Genomic DNA, 18,168 nt, shown 5'->3' with positions numbered 1-18,168 from the left:
TTGAGGCAATGTTATCCCCCTACTTAATGACCATGACAAGGGGCCACGGAACTTCACCGCACCAAGGGTAGTTGGACGCCTAAGATCCCACCGTCGGGAGTCGCTGCCCCAATGAGTTCTTGAAAAGGCCTGTAAAAAACGCGCGCAAAATCGAAAAGAAAGGGGAACGGAATAATGCCCACAAAGACGGCTACGATAACTGTCAAAGTCGAGGACGCAGCTGCAATAGACCGTGAACTGGAGCGCGCCAGTTCGATACTGCGCGAGCAGACCACGATTTGGGGCCTTCTTGTAACGCGGGTGAACTTCACAACATTCACGGTCGCAATCAGCCCGGACATCCCGTTCGGCTTTACCCGGGAGCTCGATCTGCTGTGAAGGAACGTGAGCGGTGGCAGGAAATCATCGTTGTCCGCCAGAGGCCCTTGCCTTGGCCCTCACCTCGGAGTTCCTGGAAGCGTTCCAGCAGCTGCTGAGCGCTACTTTATGGTCTGCGTCGTGAGCCCAGGGCCAGCATCCGTACCCGCCGGTTCTTCAGCATGGCTGTGAAACCCGCTCATCGGCTCTAAACAGTCCGACAGCCGGATCCACCAGCATCCGCGGGACGATAGCGGAACGGCACCACACACTGGATCCCCCTAACTAAACCATGGAAACATGCATCAGATGCAGGAAACCAACAGCGGCAAGGGATCCAGGAGCAAATTCGGACTCTGACGGCCAGACGTAGTCTTTGCGACGAAATGTAGCTGACCTGCGAAAACGCCGAAATGGTCATGGGAAGGGAGTCCTCGCATCTACTTCTACTCGTCCTACTCGAACGCCGATAATGGACCTTATGTAAGGTTGTTAGTATGTAAGGACAAAGTATTTCTCTGATTCAAACGCTATCAGGCCGGCCCCTCTCGGGGCTAGACCTGCGCATCGCAACACTTCCACGGGACTGTCCAAGACATGAGGCAGATGGAAGGCAGCTTCGCACTTATCCAGCAGGCTGTTGGGCTGGATCAAGGTGGATACTCTTGCGTTTCCAGCCGGTGAGGTACTGCGGACCATCTGATTCTGGCGGATATGTGGGCTTGCGAACTCTGACGCTCACGGGAACCGGGAAATCCACCCCCATAAAGATTGCTTCGCCGGGCACGAGTCCAGGTAGCAGCCTCATGGCAGAAAGATCCAGTTCTGCGGCGGCTTGCTCTACTCGTTGACGGTCTCGTCCATCGGCGAGTCTGTGGACGATGAGCATGCCGACTTGACTTAGAACGTCCGACGGCAAGTCGCCTGGTCGTTGCGTTGCAAGACAAACAGTAAGGCCATATTTTCTGCCTTCTTTTGCGATCAGATCGAAACCATCGAGGTGCGCTGTGGTCTCGTCCCCGATCGTAACGTCGAAAAATTGGTGCGCTTCATCGAGCGCTATGACAACGGGATTCGATCGGAAGTCTCCACGCCTGGCCATCGAAAGCAGTGCATGCCCGAGAACGTTAACCACGATCTCTCTTAGGCTGTGGCTGAACGTGAGGTTTCGGAGAGAGATTCGAAGCACACCACCATTTGGTGATTGGAGCCAGTTAAATACTTCGGTGAGCAAGCTTCCCCCGGCGGGGTTCTCGACGACAGACATGATCTCGGGAGTCTGGACCAGGTCTTCGATGCGGCTGACCAAGCTACTTGCGTACCCTTGCGCATTCGTATCTGACTTCCCGAAGTGGCCAGGTCTGTTCGTATCGGCCGGCCAGACGCATTCCTCCAGGATTTGGCGGGCCAAGTGACGCAGACTGAAGCGGGAAAATGGTGACTCGATGGTCGTGGCAAACCATTCTTGGGCTCTGTCGAAGGCTTCGCGACTGTGCCCGGCCTTAGTGAACAGACCTTCGGTACCGAGGTGCTGGCCGAAGCCAGATGAAGCCAGCCAAGCCGGGTCCGAGTTGTCCAGATGGTGTCTAAGCCGAAGAGATCTGACGGCCGCTCGAAGTTTAGGCAACTGGGATCCGCTGGACGGCGACATGAACGCGTTTCGATCAGTTTCTCGCATATGCCAATGAGGCACAGTGACAAGCTTCGCGAGGGGTTCGCCGTCGGTTGTGCCTAGAGCGAGGTGTGTTGCAGTTGCTCCTAGACTGCGGAACTCCCCCGTAGCATCGATCAAGATCATTCGTCCGCCGAGCTCCAAAGTGCTCGATGCCAAGTGTGCCAGCGTCCAGCTCTTACCCGACCCGGTGGCGCCCACCACAGCCGTATGCCGTCCGAATAGTTTTTGCGCGGAGACACTGACCCCAATGCCATTCCCGACGGCTAGGGTTCCCATATCAATCTGTTGGGCTGCTCGCTCCGGTTCGCCGCCAGCAATGACCGCTCGTACCGATTCCTCGCTGGCTGCGAATACACGATCGCCAAGACGAGGATAGACGGCTATGCCACGCTGGGCTCCGCCGGAACTGTCCAAAGTCGAAAGAAGCTGGACGCGGCCTTCATTTCGAGGGGTCTTTTCACGATCGCCGGACTCACGCTCTGGGCCGATCCTAGTGACTTCGATCAGGCGTCCAAAAACGCCTCGTCCCCCGGTCTCTACGACCAGAAATTCACCAACCTCGCCCTGTCCTAAACGCTGGCCGAAGTGAGTACCTGGGAGGTCTCGTGCGGATGGCAGTTCGACGGTTATGAACGACCCCTCCACTCTAATGACTGTTCCTACGTGTCGATCTTGTGAGAAGAGATGCAACACTTAATTCGTCCCTCGTTCGTCCACCCGGGAGATCCTGTCGGCGTGTGCTTGTCGTTCATCGAACTCAGAGGCATCCGGCAACAGTCTCACAAGGTCGTCGAACCGGCCCTCTAAAAGGGTGATCCGATGGTCGCCGTCCTGAGCCAACCTCTCAAGCCAAGACATCGACTTGCTTCGCTTTGATTCATCCCGGATGCCCGGGTCAACCACGATCAGTCGGAGCCCGACGTTGCCGCGAATGGCTGCTTCGATGGGCGCGACGATGTGTTCGTCGTTGAATCCAAATCCGACAACCAGTAGGGAGACGTCCGGAAGCCGCAGTGCCATCTGAAACCTGGACATCATCTCAAGATAGGGCTGCCGGAAACTCAGTTGATACTTATTAGCTGACGGATAGATCAAGACAGGATCGATCGGCTTCCCTGAGACACGGCGCGTTGAAGCGCCGCTGCGTTCCCAATCGACGGATCCGTGCAGCTTCAGCAAGTGCAGCACATTGCCTTCCAAGAGCAAACGATCATTTGTCCCTCGCCGGACAAAGTCAAGATCGAATAGCGCCCCCTCGAAGTCCCGGTGGGAGGCAAAGCCGAATCCATCGATGATGTGGAAACGGGAGCGAGCGGCGGCCTCTTCGAACGCCAGGTCGTAGTTAGTCGTGAATAGCTTGGTTCGCTGAAGCCTTGCGGATCGTCGACCAATTTTGCGAAGGAAGAGCTGGTGGATATCCAGCTCGCTGTCAGGACCCACGAAACTGCAGGCGTTCAAAATGACATCTTGGGCTTTGGCCAAGAAGTCCCTGAGTTCGGCGTCATCCGACCGGAGGCTCAATTTGGCTTGGATATGCGAGAGAAAGTGTTCGATGTTTTGAGCGGCAAGAATATCTGCGGGTGTATCAGCGGATGCGAGATCGAAACCGGAGAGAATGCTGACTTTGTCCCATAAGTCCCCCATATTAGGAGCTTTGCTCTGAGCGGCAGGTGGGATGCCGAGCGAGGTTCCCAGGCCACTGAGGACAATAAACGAGTCACTCGTCAGAGCACGAAGAAGCTCATCCCTAACCTCTTGTCGTTCAGCGGGCGCCGAAGACTGTTCAGCGGGATCCACAGAGCTCGGGAGTGCAACCCACTCCCCCGTTCGACCCCGCAATGAGGCCGTGATCCCACCGGGACGACTCGCTCGGAGCTCTTCACCTGGCAAGGGCGTCGCGGCATCAACCGCTTCCATGCCCTCAGTCTCAATGTCGTCCAATGCCCTATCCCCCAGCTCAGAATGGGAGAAATAGTCCCACCCCTGAATCTTAGTGTTCCGGGCTCAGACCGACTTACATGCAACGGCCGGGGACACTTCGTCGACTCAGATCCCCCGGTATTTACAAGAAACTACGCGCAGTTGCACGCGTCGTCCCGCGCCTTGTCCACGTCAACGGCATAGCCGCTGACCAGCAGCTAACGCAGAGATATTCCCTCAACTATTCCGAAAGTCTGCGATAGGCAGTCTGGCCGCTCCTGTAACGTCTGTCCCTCAGAAGCGCGGAGGTGTGAGGCACCGAGGGGGAATAGTAGAGGCGTGGCAAAGAAATGGGAGTACGGCAATGGGGACAACGCCGAGCTGAAGCTGGTCCTTTACGAGCGTTGGAACCTCAAGTGCTACAGGTGTGACGAGCCTAAGGTCTACACAGACGTTCAAATTGACCACATCATCCCTCAGTCAACCGACGAGCAGCGGCTACGAGAAATCAAGCAAAAGCTGAATTTGTCTCCGGACTTCCACGTCGACGATCCGAGAAACCTCGCACCCATCTGCGCACGATGCAATGGTAAGAGGGGCAAACACAACAAGGATTACTCTGACGTTCCCCGCACGATGGATCTCTTGCATCGGGCCGAGGACCTCCGATCTCGCGTGATCGACGAGGTCGTGAACTTCTCGCAGTCTGGGGACATCGCAAAGGCCTTGATAAAGGCCAACGTAAGCAACTTGAAGGACCCCAAGGTGCGCCGGGCTTTTGAACGGCATGCTTCGGCGATAGTGCAGAAGGTGGCTCTTCTCGGCGAAGAAAAGGCAGATTTCATCACCATCCGCACAGCGGACCTTCAAATCGGGGACTACTCCGTGGATCTACGCATCTCACTAAATGCCCGCGGACGAACGACGTTGACCATCCTGGAGGAAGTTTGCGGTGTCCGCCTCGAAGATGTCGCACGAACAGGCCTGGCAGACCTGTTAGGCGAGCTGTATCAGGACCTTCAGTACAAGGTTGAGAACCTGGAGGAATACCTCAGAACGGAGGCAGGTCCTCAAGAAGTCACGTATTTAGGGGTGCACTTTGAGGCGTTCGACTTCCAGAGAGTCGCTGACACTGTGAAGTTCATGTTCGAGGGAAACGTGGAATCGCAATCGACATACTCAGTCGTTCGGGACAGCGAGGACGGAGGAGGGCTGGACTGGCTACAGAGCGATGCCTACCAATATCTAACGATAAAGAAATCCGCTACTTGGGACCCAAAAACTTCGGGCGCCACTCTCGATATTGGAGACTACGCAATCGTCCAGTGGATGGAGCACATCTCCACAGCCTAGGTGGGCGCTCCGGCGCTAGCCACCGCGTTTCACGTTTACCGCCTTGCTGTCACGCCTATGGAGTGGTGCATACCGGAGCATGAACTTAGCGTTCGAGTCCTCCGCGCTCCATCGTCCTGCCATTGCCGCCTTGCTTCGCCATCCTTGATGTCTTGGCCGACGATGGCTTCTGCGCTACGGCGCCCGCGGGGTGGGTGCCATGGTGCTTGTCTGCCAAGAGCCTGGAGTTTACGGCTTCGCGGTCGGCTTTGCCTTCGAGACTTTCGGCCAGCTGCTGGCGCCGTTCTGCGGTGTCCCACGCCGGTTCGCTTCTGTCGACCCGGTCCTGCCGATTGGCGCCGGCAATAGCTGCGCCGGCCACCACTTCATCGGTGCGCGCGGCCGATGCTTTGGTTCGTTCAGTATCGGCTTCGGCGCGGGCCTGCTGTGCCCGGGCAAGGGCCGCGGCCACGGAGGCCTCGTCCGCGCCGGTGTTATTCACGTCGATGCCGTAACGGCTCTGGACCTGGTCGCTGATTTTCCCGGCCGCCTGCGCAGCTTCGGGGTCGTAGGCCTTCCATGCCGTGGCCGTCTCGTGAACCCGTTCGATCATTTCGGGGGTGGCTTTGTCCCACCAGTCATCCCGGCTGACGGGCGCCAGCTGGGCCCGGGCGGCAGCCCGCTGGACGTCGAAGCGTTCCTGCAGCTCACGGGCCCGTTGTTCCTCTGCTGCGGCGATGGTGCGCTGTTCCTGTTCGCGCATTCTGGCAAGCTGCTCGCCGATGCGGGCCGCTACCATCAGCCCGGTACGCATCGCCCCGTCCACAGCATCTTCCATTCCGTCTGCTTCGCTCATGCTCGTCCCCTATAGCTCGATGCCTGGATTGTTCTGCCGGCGGGTCTCTTCGGTCCGTGACTGCCCTCCCTGCAGCTGCGCTGCGTCCGGTCGGGTCAGAACGGTAGGCAGCGGTGAGCCGCCTCGTGAACGTTCGACCAGGAGCCTTGATTTGAGGGCTTCCTCGGACGCTTCCGGGTGCTGTTGCCGCATTGTCTCCATCGACATCGGCTGTGCCTTCAGTGTCTGTCCAGTGGCACTGGCTTCGACAACCTTGCTGGCAACCGTGACGGCTGATGAAAGTCCCCGGACCCGGCGCAGGTCGTCGGTGGCTTTGTGCATGTCGTGGATGACCCGTGCCGTCCGGGCGAGCTGCCGGAACATGAGGGCGTAGGCGGCGCGGTCACTCTTGGAGGTCGCGGCGAGCATGATCATGGTGGCACCGCGTGCGGACGGCAGGGACACTGCCGGGCGTGCCGGGTAGCGGCGCAGCTGGGCGGACTTGGCGAGCTCTCTGGCGGCGTCTGCCAGCGGTCCCGGCGTTGGTTCGATCCGCTTGGACCATGCACCGAACGCCGCCGATGTCTCGCGGGCTGCCTGCGCCCAGGCGGCATGATCATCGTGCGGAGTGGTGGCCAATTTCTCCCGGAGGGAACTGACGTCATTGGCGTACTTGCTCCACAGCTCAGCCGATGGCTGCAGCGTCTCCCGGCCCGGGCTTACCGGCCGGCGGTTGCGCGCCGCAGCGTTCCATTCCGCGACAGCCCACTCCGCTGACTCCGGGGTGCTCTCCCACTCTGCCCGGAGCTTGGGCAACGCCAGGTCACGTCCCAACGAGTTGCCGCCGAACCACACGGCGCGCTCTCCCTTGCGGGGGCGTTCGGCCACGGAGTAGCCGGTCACGACGTCGGTACGCCCGGCCGCGTAGCGGGGGCGCACGAGCATGCCCTCCTGTCGTGCCCGGCGGACAAACTCTGCCTCATCTGTCGATGCTCCGGCGCAGACCCGCACCTTGCGGGCGAGGCTGTGGCGCTCGACCTCCGGCAGTCCCTGACGGGTGGCCTTGGACTGTTCAGCCGGGGTGAATCCGCGCTCGGCACGAAGGGTCCCGACAGCGTTCAGTCCGTACTTCTTCTCCAGTGTCCTGGCAGCCTGCTGGGACATGTACTTACTCTTCCAGCCGTTCCATTTGGTGCCGTCGTCCCGGACCATGCTGGCCACGAGGTGAATGTGGTCGTTGCCGTTCTTGCTCAGTCCGTGACGGACCGCGACCCACCGGGCCGGGGCCTTTCCGCCGTCCTCGGTGAAGTCCATTTCCGTCATGAAGTCGTCCGCGATGGCACCCCATCGCTGGTCGCTGAGCTGGCCTTCTTCCGCGGCCAGACTCAGAGAACAGTGGAAGACGTGTCCGCCGTCGACCTCGGTTTCGAAAAACTGCTTAGCCCGGTCGAGTGCGTTGGCAATATCCAAGGCAGCATCGCGGTTCAGCTCGTTGTCATCGTGCCAGGCCATGAGCGCCGAATCGCCCGCAACGAGGTGCGGTTCTTCGTGCTCGTTTGCCCGCCCCGGGCCCGCGAGGTAGATCATCAGACCCGCCATGCGGTCGCCCTGGGTAATGTTCGGAATCACGGTGAAACTACCGCCCGGCCATGTCGGCGAGCTGACGGTCGATCCGGATGATGACGGCCCGCGCGTGGGCGATGGAGGCGGCAGCTTCTGCCGGCACTTCCCCTGTCGCATTCGCGTGCCGTGCGATCTGGTTGATGTTGTTCGCCACGGTCCCGACGAGACGTTGCAGCGTAGAGAGCTGCATGAACTGATCCCGCCGCTCCGACGGATTCTCTGTGCTCTCGCTGAGCGCCGCCTCGATCAAAAGCCGCGGGATCGTCACGCGGTGCTTCTCCGCCAGGGCGAGGAGCTTGGCTTCCTCCTCCGGGCTGACCTTGACCTCGTGACGGTGCATCCGGCCGCCGTCGACATTCGCCCGCCGACGACGGGACTTCCAACCGGCGAAGCCATTGCCTTCACTCACTATTCCCGCCCTTCGTTCCTTGCCAGCGCAGCGACCCGGAACTCCGGGATCAGACTTCAGTCTGCCGCGACCCGGATGGCAATCCGGGGAGCGACACGAACTTAGCCCGGCTAAGTTACCAGCTTGCTCCGCCCGTCGGTTTCCGCCCTTCGGTTTACCAGGGCGGTGGTCCTGGTAATACGTCGTGGTCTGCGCGTATCGAATCTGCCCGGAAACGTCGTACCAGAGGACTAGGCTGGTCACATGGCAACCATCGACATTGAGTAGACCCGAAACCAGGCCAAAGCACTCCTGAACTCACGCATCGATTCTGTGACCGAACTGGTCAAGACCCGTCAGCGAATCACCGACCTGCAGGAACAGCTCGCCGAAGCGGAACGCGCAGACAAGCGCGCCTACGTGCGTGCCACCAAGGACGGCTGGAGCCCGGAAGAGCTGAAGAAGCTGGGACTCGAATCCGGCGCAGCAGTACGCCGGCGAAAGTCGGCGAACCGCGCTGCCAGCGACAGTGCCACAGCCCCTACAGAGGACGTCAGTCACGACGCACAGTAGCGTTGCCCCTCGCCCGCATGGGCACGGCAAAAGCAAACACCTTCGGGCTTTTCCCGCACACATCCGGACGACGGGACCCAGCTGACCGGCGGCACACAACCGCCAGGTAACGTTGGGACTCTTCACTCACCACCCGCGTCCGGCGATCATGCACAGCCTGGACAATGGCCGGTCACCAACGGCAACGTTTCCCATGGTCCAAGACACGCCGCTCCCGACGTCAGCACGGTCCTCTGGCTGGCTCTTTTCAGCCCTAGACCACAGGCGGCTTCGGTGGGCAGCTACGACGAAGGCCGGCACCTTTCGAGGTGCCGGCCTTCGTCGTATCCGTGTTCTGCCTAGTCTTCCGCGGTGACGTCGTCATCCTTGATCTGACCGGCCGCGATGCGCTCTGCGGTCTTCGCGAACGCTGCGTCGATGTACGCCATCAGGTCGCTCTCGCGAACCCGCCACACACCCCGCCCGCCAAACTGCCCGGCGGGGAGCTCTCCGCTGCGAACGAGCGAATAGACCAGTGCACTTTTGACGTTCAGGACCTCCTGAACCTGCTCCAGAGTCAGCATCCTGGGGAACACCGGTCCCGTCGTCGGCGCAGCGTTCTCGTTCACTTGCTCTGTCCTTTTCGTCATTCTCAATCCACCTCATTCCGGCTCTACTGCATCGTCCATGGCCCTGCTTTAGCGCTCGAATCCCCCGTCTCGTGAGTGACTTGGCGTGGGTCCGGATGGTACCTGTTGCTGCGGGTGAGTGGGCGTTGGGTGGGTGCTTCTGGGAGCTGACGGGAAGCTTGCGGCTTGCAGTCTTCGCAGTTGTGCAACGGCCGGGTCCACGTCCGCCGCGGAGGGGGAAGCTTCGGCTTCCGGCGCTGGCTTGGGCGGCTCGATGGATGCCTTTAGTTTTTCGTCCAGTTCCGCGCACGTCGCACGGGCGGTGACGAGTTTGTCTTCGTATTTGAACGGTTTTCCGGCCTGGCTTTCGACGTCGGAAAGCACCGCCTGTTTTTCCGTGATGGTTTGGCGCAGCTGGGCTTCGTAGTCGGGGAGCCCCGCTACTTTGTTTTCCAGCCGTGTGATGATGCCGGCGCTTCCTTCCAGCAACTCCGTGCGGCTGAAGACAAGCGGTGGTGCGGGCACGTCTTTGAGGGTGACAGCGAGGTCCTGGTAGGAGCCGAGCCGGGAGTCGTCGGCCGCGTTTCGGACCTGCAGCTCTTGGCCGCCGAGGGTGGCCATGGTGCCGTGGTCCTGTTTTTGGCGGTAGTAGTTTCCGTATTCCGGTGTGTGGGTACGGACCCATTCAGAGATGGCCGCGATGGCCTCCGGGCGTTTGGTGTAGCTCTTGCCGTCGATGGTCGCGGTGAAGGCCTCCCCTGCGGTCGGTGTGATGCGCGGGAGTGCCGCCTGCAGTGCGGGCAGCTTGCTTTCGGCTTTGGTGATGCTGGTTTCGGCCGCGGCTCTGGTCCAGGAGAGTGTGCTCTGTCCTTTCTCGTGGGCGCGTTTGAGTCGTTCGAGTTTGGTCCGGGCGGCGTCGGCCTCGATCTTGTCCATCACCAGCGGGTTGCCGCTAGTCGCTGCCTTGATCTGTGCGGCGTTGAGGGCCAGGTCTCCGACGTCCTCGATCTCGCGGATATCGAGGCGTCCGCGGAGAACCTGCTGGATCATGGTGGCCTTGCGCTGGATGCCGTCCCAGGCGGCACTGTCGTAGCTGCCGACGGTTGCGTATTGGAAGTTGTGGACCTCGGCGTTGGCGTTGCCTTGGCGGATGATGCGCCCGTCGCGCTGGGTCAGGTCAGCCGGCCGCCAGGGGCAAGTGACGTGGTGGATCGCTTTGGCGCGGAGCTGGACGTTGGTGCCTGTTCCCATCATGGCGGTGGAGCCGATCAGTACGGCTACCTCCCCGGTGCGGCATTGGGCGAAGAGCTGGGCTTTCTGCTCGGGTTTGGGTGAGTCCTGGATGAACCGGATCTGATCTGCCTGGATGCCGCCGGCGACGAGCTGGTCCTTGATCTGCTGGTAGGCGGTCCAGACCGGTTTGCCGTCTGCCCCGGTGTTCTTGGAGGGCGTGCTGAGGTCGCAGAAGATGATCTGCAGCGCACCCTTGTTGGCCGAGGGGGTGCCGGATTCGAAGCTGGTTTCGTATTCGTTCTCCCGGTTCGCTTCCCAGACCTTCAGGGTTTTGGCGACAACCTGGTCCAGCTTCGTCGCGGATTCGGGTTCGATGCCGACCATTCTCAGGTCCAGCGCGGCTTTGCGGCCGTCGGTGTAGACGCTGAGGGCGTTGTCCGCGCCCTTCTCAGCCCAGCCGGAGAGGGAGTCCAGCCGGTCCGCGAGGCCCTTCATGTATTCGGCCAGTTCGGGCGGCTGCGGGATCAGCACCAGTTCCGGCTGCCGTTCCCCGTCGCCGGGGCGGCGGGCGAGGTCCGGTTTTTTGAGGTAGGTCAGGTCTTCGGAGAGCTTCACGTCCGCGAAGACGTGGAAGGACCGCAGCATCTCGGGGACGTTCTTGAACTTCGCGAAGCGCGGCTTGTTCTTCAGCCGGCCTCCGGCGTCCATCTCGATGGCGGTGACGGTTTCCCCGAATGTCGCTCCCCAGACGTCGAAGTTCTCCACACCGGCAGCCTGGAGCAGGTCCGGGCGCAGGTAGCGCTGCATGACGTGGGCTTCGGTGATGGAGTTGGCAATCGGTGTGCCGGTCGCCATCGTAACAACGCGTTCCCCGTGGGTGCTGCGCAGGTATTCGAGCTTCAGGTGCATGTCGGTGGCCCGGATGGAGCCGGCAATTTCTGCGCCCTTGATGTTGGTGACCGTGCGGAGGTTCTTGTAGTCGTGCGCTTCGTCCACGAACAGGTAGTCCACCCCGGTGTCCTCGAATGTCAGTCCAAGATCCGGCGCGGTGTCCATAAGCTTCTTCATGCGCTCTTCTTCGGCCTGGAGCTTCGTTTCAAGCTTCTTCACCGTGGTCCGGTCTTCGCCCTCGGACTGGGCGTTGACGATGGTCTGCCGGACGTCCGCGATGATCGACTCCTGGTAGGCCTCAATGGTTTCGGCTTTCACGCCGATGCTTTTGAAGGCCTGCTGGGTCATGATGATGCCATCCCAGTCGTTCGCCGCGGCGCGGGCGACGAACTGCCGGCGCGCGGCCAGGTCCCCGCTCTTGGTCTTGATGTCATCGGACCCTGCCGAGAGCAGGCGGGCCTGCGGGTACAGTTCCAGCCACTCGCGGGTGAACTGCTCCAGCATGTGGTTCGGGACGACAACCATGGGTTTGGAGGCCATGCCCAGGCGTTTGAGTTCCATCGCTCCAATCACCATTTCGGCGGTCTTGCCGGCCCCGACTTCGTGGAAGAGGCCCACGGCCGGTTCGGAGATGATGCGGGCCACGGCGGTGCGCTGGTGCGGGTGAGGGGTGAAGGTTTTAGCCAGCCCCGGAAGGGTCAGGCGGCCGCCTTCCTTGGTGTAGTCGCGCAGGGCCAGGGAGTTGAAGCGGCGGTTGTATTCGTCAATGAGCCGGCTGGCACGTTCGGGGTCTTCCCAGACCCACTCGGCGAAACGTTCCTGCAGGGCCTCGGCCTTTTCCTGGGCCGCTTCGGTTTCTTCGAGGTTGGCGACGGGTTTGCCGTCTTCGTTCTTGTCCTCGACCTGAATGCTCTTTTGTTCCAGGATGCTTTGCAGCAGGTCCGGGGCGGGCCGTCGGTCCGTTCCCCACTCGTTCGTGGAACGGACTGTTCCCCGGTTGGCTTTGACCCGCCAGATACCGCTTCCGACGCTGGTCACGCTGGCGTTGGGATCGGCCAGGATGTCCTGGACGAAGCGTTGGTGTTCCTCGGGGGAGATCCAGACCGCACCGATGCGCGCCTCGACGTCTTCCATGCCGACCCTCGGCGGCTGGACTTCCTCCAGGGCGGTGACGTTCACGCTCAGGCGCTCGTCCTCGGCCGCCGCAGCGCGTGCGGCGTCGAGCTTGGTCCGGACGTTCCCGGACAGGTATCCCGGTGCTGTGACGAGCTTGCCGGTTTCCGGGTCATCGAACACGAGCGTGCCCAGCTGATCGCGGGCTTCCTCTTCCGTGACGCCCAGCAGGTCCGCGATCTGTTCCAGCTCGGGGGCGCCGTAGGTGTCCAGTGCGATGGCGAGGGCTTCGTCGACGGTGTCAGCGCCCATGAGGGGTTTGCGGGCCACCACCTGTCGGTGCTGAAGCAGTGCCGCGGGTGTCGCGGTCTGCGTTTCATCGTTGAACCGCTCCAGGGCCGGCGGCAGAGTGCCGAAAGGGTCCGTCTGGCGCAGGATCCGCACGGCGGGTGCTGCACGGCGGGTGATGATGTCTTCGCCCGTTTCTTTGTCCGTGCGGACAGATTCCGTGAAGCGGTTCAGTGGCCCATATTTGGCGGCATATGCCGTGTACTGGTCAGCCAGGGCGGTTCGTTGAGCCGACATCGCCGGGGTGTCTTCGCTGTCGGAAGCTTCCATCTCCAACAGGGCGCGTGCGCCGTCGCGCATCCCCAGCAGGTCGCTTAGCTCCACTGCATGTGCTTTGGGTACCGGGAACGGAACCTGTTCCCCTGCACGGGCAACGGTGAAGGTTCCGTCTTGTTGGGCGGTGATGGTGCCGTCCCATTCCTGCCCGTGGGACGGCAGGAGTGCCGCCGGGGTTTTTCCCGGGGCCGGCTCGGCAGGGGCGTGGTTCAGGCCGCGGTCCAGCGCTTCCTGCACAACGGCGTCGAACCGCTGGGCGAGCAGCTGCGGGACAGCGGCGAGGTCGTCGGCTTTCACGCTGACGGTTTCCTCGCCGTACATGCCGTTCCCGACGGTGATCTGCCCGAGGACGTTTTGCGGGTTCAGATCGAAGTAGTTGTTGATCTTCACGTTGCGGCCGTCGATGATGACGGGGCCGACCTTTTCCCAGTCCGTGTTGGCAGGCTCCCGGCCCGGCTCGCGCTTGCGCAGCAGCAGCAGGTCAGTGAGTGCTTCGGTGCCGGCGGCGCGCCGGTGGGCGCCGGTGGGCAGGCGCACGGCTCCCACCAGGTCCGCCATTGCACTCATCTCCCGCCTCGAGGTGGGGTTGGTTGCGTCCATGGTGAAGCTGGAGGTCAGCACGGCGACGTATCCGCCGGGTTTCACGGCGGCCAGGCTCTTGAGGATGAAGTGGTTGTGCATGGAGTGCCGGGAGTCGGCGTTGTGGGTCTTGTCGTAAAGCGTGTTCTTGCTGAACGGGACGTTGCCGATGGCGAGGTCAAAGGAGTTGGATTTGATCGGGGTGTCCGCGAAGGACTCGCTGCGGATCGTCGCGTCGGGGTACAGGCCACGGGAAATTGAGGCTGTCAGCGGATCAAGCTCCACGCCGGTCATCCGGGCGCCTTCCGGGGCGAAACCAATGAACGTTCCCGCACCGGATCCTGGTTCCAGCACCTCTCCCCCGGTAAAGCCGAGCCGGTCGACGGCGGACCAGATTTCCTTCACCAGGGCGGCGTCGGTGTAGTACGCGTTGGTCGTGGTCCGCGAGGCTGCGGCATACTCGCGCTCGCTCAGGACTTCCTGCAGCTGGGCGCGCTCGGCCGCCCATTCGGCCTTGTCGAACAGCTGGGGCACCGCTCCCCAGCTGGACCACCGCGCCAGGGAACGCTGCTCTACCTCGGTGGCCGGCCTCTGCTGGTCCTCCAGCTCCCGGACGATGCGGATTGCTTCAACGTTTGCTGCGAAGCGGGCTTTCTGTCCCGATGGTGCAAGGTCAGCCTGGGATGCTGGGTGGAACCGTCCGGCCGTCGCAACCGCTACCGGCTCCGGCTGAGGTTCTACCTCTAGTTCTCCTCGTCCTCCTGGGCCCCGTAGGTCGGCTCCATCTCCTCCGGCTCCGCGGGAAGGCTGGCGTAGATCATCTCCTGGTACACCATCTCGCGTGCCCGGAGCTTGGCCATGTTCGCCAGCCCGATGTACTCCAGCGGCGGTTCCGATCCCCTGGTTGGTGTCAGCTGTTCGCTGAGGTCCCAGATTGCCTGCTGTATCTCCTCCCCCAAGGTCGAAAAGTGTGTCTCGGGGTCCGCTATCTGCGCGAAGCTCTCCGGGTCGTGATTCTTCATGGTTTCCATGGCGTGTCTGCCGTGCTCGTTCATTGACTACCTCTTCCGGTTCGGCCCACAAGGACTCCAGACTCATCTGGCCCTCAATGTGGTTCTTAGATTTCCTCGGTGCCATGTGCGCCGTCCCCCTCCGTTTGCCTCCACGCTAGCGAAGGCACCGGAGGATTAACAGCCGCACCTACTCTTGCGGTACCTGCAGGCTCTTCCGCTGCCGTGCGAGCTCACGCACCACGGTGGCCTCGCTGACCTCGATGGTCTTGGCGATGGCGCTGATCGTCCGCCTCTCACCACGCATCCGGTGCGCAGTGGCTGCCTTGTCCGGCGTCATTTTGGTCGGCCGTCCGCCGACTTGGCCGCGGGCTTTCGCCGCCGCAAGGCCGGCCTTGGTCCGTTCCCGCAGCCGGTTCCGCTCGTACTCGGCGATAGCGGAGAAAAAGTGGAACATCAGTAACCCCTGGGAATTGGTGGTGTCCAGCCAGGTCTCCGTCAGTGACCGGAGGCCAACTTGACGATCAGCCAGCGTCTTCACGATGCCGGCGAGGTCGGCCGTGTTTCTGCCGAGCCGGGATAAATCGTTGACCACCAGGATGTTCCCCGGCTGGAGGTGGTCCAGGCAGTCTTGCCACTGCGGCCGTTCCGCCGTCGCACCGGACGCGAAATCTGTCCAGATCCGGAAGCACCCGGCAGCGTTCAAAGCATCCAGCTGCAGGTCCACCGACTGTTCAGTAGTGCTTACTCGGACATAGCCAAGCAACGTCGTCACATCAGTTCCCCTCATTCATTCAAAAACCGTCGTCCACGGAGTTTTGACCAACACTGCCCCCGTAGATTTCGCAGTCGAGTTCTGACACAATCTAGCATCGTCGAAGCCGATTTTGAGTTGTCGTTTTCCGAAGTCGTCTGCACGGCCCGGTACATGTCAATCCCGACGCTTATCCGTCATCACGATGGGCCGGGATGGGGTGACGCGCATTCATCGGGTGGCCTTGACTCCCGGGTGGAGGCCTGATGCCACGCTGCCCATTCCCGCGGGTGGACAGATGGCCGGCCGAGAAGGTAGCCCTGTCCCCCGGCCATCCCGAGCCCGGTGACTGCAGCGAGCTCGGCCTGTGTTTCGATGCCTTCCGCGACGAGAGTGGCGCCGATCCGTCGTGCGAACTCCACCAAAGCTGCGCCGAGGGCCAGTTGGCCCTGGCTATCGGCGATCCCCGCGATAAGGCTGCGGTCCAGCTTGATGATGTCGGGCCGGACGTGGAGGACGTGGCGCATGGAGGCGAAGCCCGAACCGGCGTCGTCGACGGCAATGCGCAGCCCACGCTCCCGCAGCGGCGCCAGGGCAGCGACGAGGGGACCGTATTCCGGCACTTCGAGCCGTTCGGTCAGCTCCAGTACCATCCGGTCCAGGGACAGGGACGAACGCTCCAGTAGTCCGGGGAGTCCCGGGTTCAGGCAGGTGGCCGGGGAAATGTTCAGGGCCACGTAAATGAGCGGCGGCAGCTCCCGCGCGGCCTCCAGCGCTGTCGTCAGGGCGGCGAATTCGAGCTCTGCGGAGAGGCCAACGGCGGCGGCCTCCTGGAACCAGTACTCCGCGCCTGCGCCGTCATCGCTGACAAACCGCGACAACGCCTCCACTCCGATGAGGTGCCCGGCGCCCAGACTGTGGATGGGTTGGAAGGCAGTCAGCAGCAACTTCCCGTCGATGATCTCGCGGATCTGGTTTTGGCTGCGCAAAGCGGCTGCTTCCTGTGCGTTCTCCCGGGGGAGCAACCGGCTGGTCCCGTCGAAGCCACCAGGCTGTCCGTCAGCAGCCGGGACGATACCACCGGATACTTCCATCCAGACTGTGCTGCCGTCGCGGTGTCGGCAGCGCACGGTGAGCCCGTTCCACGAGGAACCTTCCCGGCCAAGGGAGATGGCCACGGCCCCACGTGCCCCGGCGAGATCGTCCGGGTCGATGATCACGCTGCAGGGCTCACCGATGAGTTCTGCAGGCAGATAACCAAGAAGATCCTCGCTGGTCTGGCTGGAGAACGTGAATTTCCACTGGTCATCGACCGCCCATATCCATTCATGGCTGGTGCTCAGCACCCTGTCCAATAACCGGGAAACATTCCCGGTACGGATTCTCTCCGAGCGGTGATTCCTGCGGAAACGCAGGGCCACGAGGCAGACCATGAGGATCGGCATCAGGACCAGCGAGCCTGCCACCACCCGGACGCCGAGGCGTTCCAGTACCTCTGCCGGATCCAGGATCACGACGGCGCCGGCGGCCAGCGCGAAGACCACCTGGACAGTCAGTACGCCGACTAAAATATCCCCAGCCCGCGGCGTATTCGATTCTCTCTCTGTCATACCTCAGCCCCCTGTCTGCTTGACTGAGCCTACCCGCCGGGTCCGCACGCAACATGTAGGGCACGGGGCGCCTCTGCAGGTCCGTGGACGACGGCGCCGCGCGAGCCAGGATGCTGGTGCCGTAGCGAAGGTGCCCAGAGCCTGCCATTTCATCCGAATCACGTGTGCCGGACTACCGTCTCGCCCGGGGGCCGAGAGCAGGCCGATGTTCTGCGCACCGGAAGCGGGCGTCGCAGAATCGTGCCGACCAGCCCCAGCGTCAGCAGGGCCTCGACGACCAGGGCCTGACCGGGGTGAACCCGTGCGAGGGATGGGTACCGCCGAGATGGTCGGTGAGGCCTAAGGTCAGGCGGAGAACGGCCGCAGCCAAACCTTCAAGAGGCCCCGCCATGCCGTGGCCCGGCACGTCTTCCACAGGCGCTAAGGCGAACTGCACCGGGCCTACTACCTCGAGGGACAGGAAAACCAGCTCGGCTGACCTGCGGAAACTTTCGGCACCCACACATGTAAAACGAACAAACGTTACCGTTCGCCGACAGGGGCCGGCTCAGCGCCAGTTACCGCGAGATTTCCCGCCCCAGACCCGGAATCCACCGTTATTCAGACAGTCCCCGTCCGCTGAGTCAACTCTGGACGGAATCCTCCCTGCGGTTGCTTTTGCGGGCAGTGCGGCGTCGACTCCTGCGGATGAGGAGGTAGAGGGCGCCCAGGGCGGTCAGGGCGGCCGCCGCGATGAGGTAGGGGTTGATGCCGGTGCCGGCGTCCTGCAGGATCTCGGGCAGCTGTCCTTGCTGGGCCCCGCTGGAGCTCAAGGCGGCGTCCTCGGCGACCGTGAAAGGCAGGTCCGCGCCTGTGGCGCTGACTTTGGTGGTCGGGTCGGTCAGGGTGATGCCGACCGTGTAGTTACCGGGTTGAAGCTTCCCGGCTAGGGTCAATACCGTTTACTTAGGTGGTTTGGGTATTCGTTTGAGCGGCCAGCCTGACATCTTGCGTTTGACTACGCGGGGGTTGCTTCGTTGTCGGCGTGGTGGCAGGAGGTCGTG

Annotated in this window: 15 protein-coding genes and 1 pseudogene; 4 read left to right on the top strand and 12 right to left on the bottom strand. The window is 62.0% G+C overall.

Annotated features, from left to right (window positions below; all coding sequences use genetic code 11):
* Nucleotides 1-174 precede the first annotated feature (174 nt).
* A complete protein-coding gene (locus ACZY0Y_RS15310) occupies nucleotides 175-378 on the top strand; it encodes a hypothetical protein (RefSeq protein ID WP_463958926.1) in 204 nt (67 codons plus the stop codon).
* Between the two features lie 604 nt (nucleotides 379-982).
* Here the strand turns inward: ACZY0Y_RS15310 and ACZY0Y_RS15305 are convergent.
* Nucleotides 983-1,666 (bottom strand): ATP-binding protein, encoded by a 684-nt coding sequence (locus tag ACZY0Y_RS15305; RefSeq protein WP_463958949.1) that lies wholly within the window; start codon nucleotides 1,664-1,666, stop codon nucleotides 983-985.
* A 330-nt stretch (nucleotides 1,667-1,996) separates the two neighbouring features.
* Nucleotides 1,997-2,308, bottom strand: a pseudogene (locus ACZY0Y_RS15300) (helicase HerA domain-containing protein); the annotation flags it as partial.
* Nucleotides 2,309-2,317: 9 nt separating this feature from the next.
* Between ACZY0Y_RS15300 and ACZY0Y_RS15295 the strand changes: the two are divergent.
* Nucleotides 2,318-2,605, top strand: coding sequence for a hypothetical protein (locus ACZY0Y_RS15295; RefSeq protein ID WP_463958924.1), 288 nt, complete (start codon nucleotides 2,318-2,320; stop codon nucleotides 2,603-2,605).
* Between the two features lie 120 nt (nucleotides 2,606-2,725).
* On the opposite strand, the gene ACZY0Y_RS15290 is transcribed toward ACZY0Y_RS15295, so the two are convergent.
* Complete coding sequence (locus tag ACZY0Y_RS15290; RefSeq protein WP_463958922.1) at nucleotides 2,726-3,949, bottom strand: SIR2 family protein; 1,224 nt, start codon at nucleotides 3,947-3,949, stop codon at nucleotides 2,726-2,728.
* Between the two features lie 342 nt (nucleotides 3,950-4,291).
* Here ACZY0Y_RS15290 and ACZY0Y_RS15285 point away from each other — a divergent pair, with 342 nt between their 5' ends.
* Nucleotides 4,292-5,305, top strand: coding sequence for an HNH endonuclease (locus ACZY0Y_RS15285; RefSeq protein ID WP_463958920.1), 1,014 nt, complete (start codon nucleotides 4,292-4,294; stop codon nucleotides 5,303-5,305).
* A gap of 85 nt (nucleotides 5,306-5,390) precedes the next feature.
* On the opposite strand, the gene ACZY0Y_RS15280 is transcribed toward ACZY0Y_RS15285, so the two are convergent.
* Genes ACZY0Y_RS15280 through ACZY0Y_RS15270 form a run of 3 tightly spaced genes read right to left on the bottom strand, consistent with a single transcriptional unit; the run spans nucleotide 5,391 to nucleotide 8,151 of the window.
* On the bottom strand, nucleotides 5,391-6,140 hold the full coding sequence (locus tag ACZY0Y_RS15280; protein WP_463958919.1) for a hypothetical protein: 750 nt from the start codon (nucleotides 6,138-6,140) through the stop codon (nucleotides 5,391-5,393).
* Nucleotides 6,141-6,149: 9 nt separating this feature from the next.
* Nucleotides 6,150-7,748: a relaxase/mobilization nuclease domain-containing protein gene (locus tag ACZY0Y_RS15275; protein ID WP_463958917.1), complete on the bottom strand. Its 1,599-nt coding sequence runs from the start codon at nucleotides 7,746-7,748 to the stop codon at nucleotides 6,150-6,152.
* Nucleotides 7,749-7,755: 7 nt separating this feature from the next.
* Nucleotides 7,756-8,151, bottom strand: coding sequence for a plasmid mobilization protein (locus ACZY0Y_RS15270; protein ID WP_463958915.1), 396 nt, complete (start codon nucleotides 8,149-8,151; stop codon nucleotides 7,756-7,758).
* A gap of 312 nt (nucleotides 8,152-8,463) precedes the next feature.
* On the opposite strand from ACZY0Y_RS15270, the gene ACZY0Y_RS15265 reads away from it, so the two are divergent.
* Complete coding sequence (locus ACZY0Y_RS15265; RefSeq protein ID WP_463958913.1) at nucleotides 8,464-8,703, top strand: hypothetical protein; 240 nt, start codon at nucleotides 8,464-8,466, stop codon at nucleotides 8,701-8,703.
* Nucleotides 8,704-9,041: 338 nt separating this feature from the next.
* Here ACZY0Y_RS15265 and ACZY0Y_RS15260 read toward each other — a convergent pair whose 3' ends face one another.
* The 6 genes from ACZY0Y_RS15260 to ACZY0Y_RS15235 all read right to left on the bottom strand — a co-directional run bounded on the left by ACZY0Y_RS15260 (nucleotide 9,042) and on the right by ACZY0Y_RS15235 (nucleotide 18,060).
* Nucleotides 9,042-9,311, bottom strand: coding sequence for a helix-turn-helix domain-containing protein (locus ACZY0Y_RS15260; protein WP_463958911.1), 270 nt, complete (start codon nucleotides 9,309-9,311; stop codon nucleotides 9,042-9,044).
* Nucleotides 9,312-9,380: 69 nt separating this feature from the next.
* A complete protein-coding gene (locus ACZY0Y_RS15255; protein ID WP_463958909.1) occupies nucleotides 9,381-14,285 on the bottom strand; it encodes a helicase-like domain-containing protein in 4,905 nt (1,634 codons plus the stop codon).
* 209 nt (nucleotides 14,286-14,494) lie between these two features.
* The gene (locus ACZY0Y_RS15250) at nucleotides 14,495-14,806 is read right to left on the bottom strand and encodes a hypothetical protein (RefSeq protein ID WP_463958908.1); all 312 of its coding nucleotides are present in this window, start codon (nucleotides 14,804-14,806) and stop codon (nucleotides 14,495-14,497) included.
* Nucleotides 14,807-14,951: 145 nt separating this feature from the next.
* Complete coding sequence (locus ACZY0Y_RS15245) at nucleotides 14,952-15,536, bottom strand: recombinase family protein (protein WP_463958907.1); 585 nt, start codon at nucleotides 15,534-15,536, stop codon at nucleotides 14,952-14,954.
* 179 nt (nucleotides 15,537-15,715) lie between these two features.
* Entirely contained in the window at nucleotides 15,716-17,125 is a 1,410-nt protein-coding gene (locus tag ACZY0Y_RS15240; protein ID WP_463958906.1) for a sensor domain-containing phosphodiesterase, read from the bottom strand.
* Between the two features lie 623 nt (nucleotides 17,126-17,748).
* Nucleotides 17,749-18,060, bottom strand: a complete 312-nt coding sequence (locus tag ACZY0Y_RS15235; RefSeq protein WP_463958904.1) for a hypothetical protein — start codon at nucleotides 18,058-18,060, stop codon at nucleotides 17,749-17,751.
* Nucleotides 18,061-18,168 lie beyond the last annotated feature (108 nt).

The sequence above is a fragment of the Pseudarthrobacter kochi genome (assembly GCF_055412805.1).
This window is presented reverse-complemented; position numbering and strand designations above follow the sequence as displayed.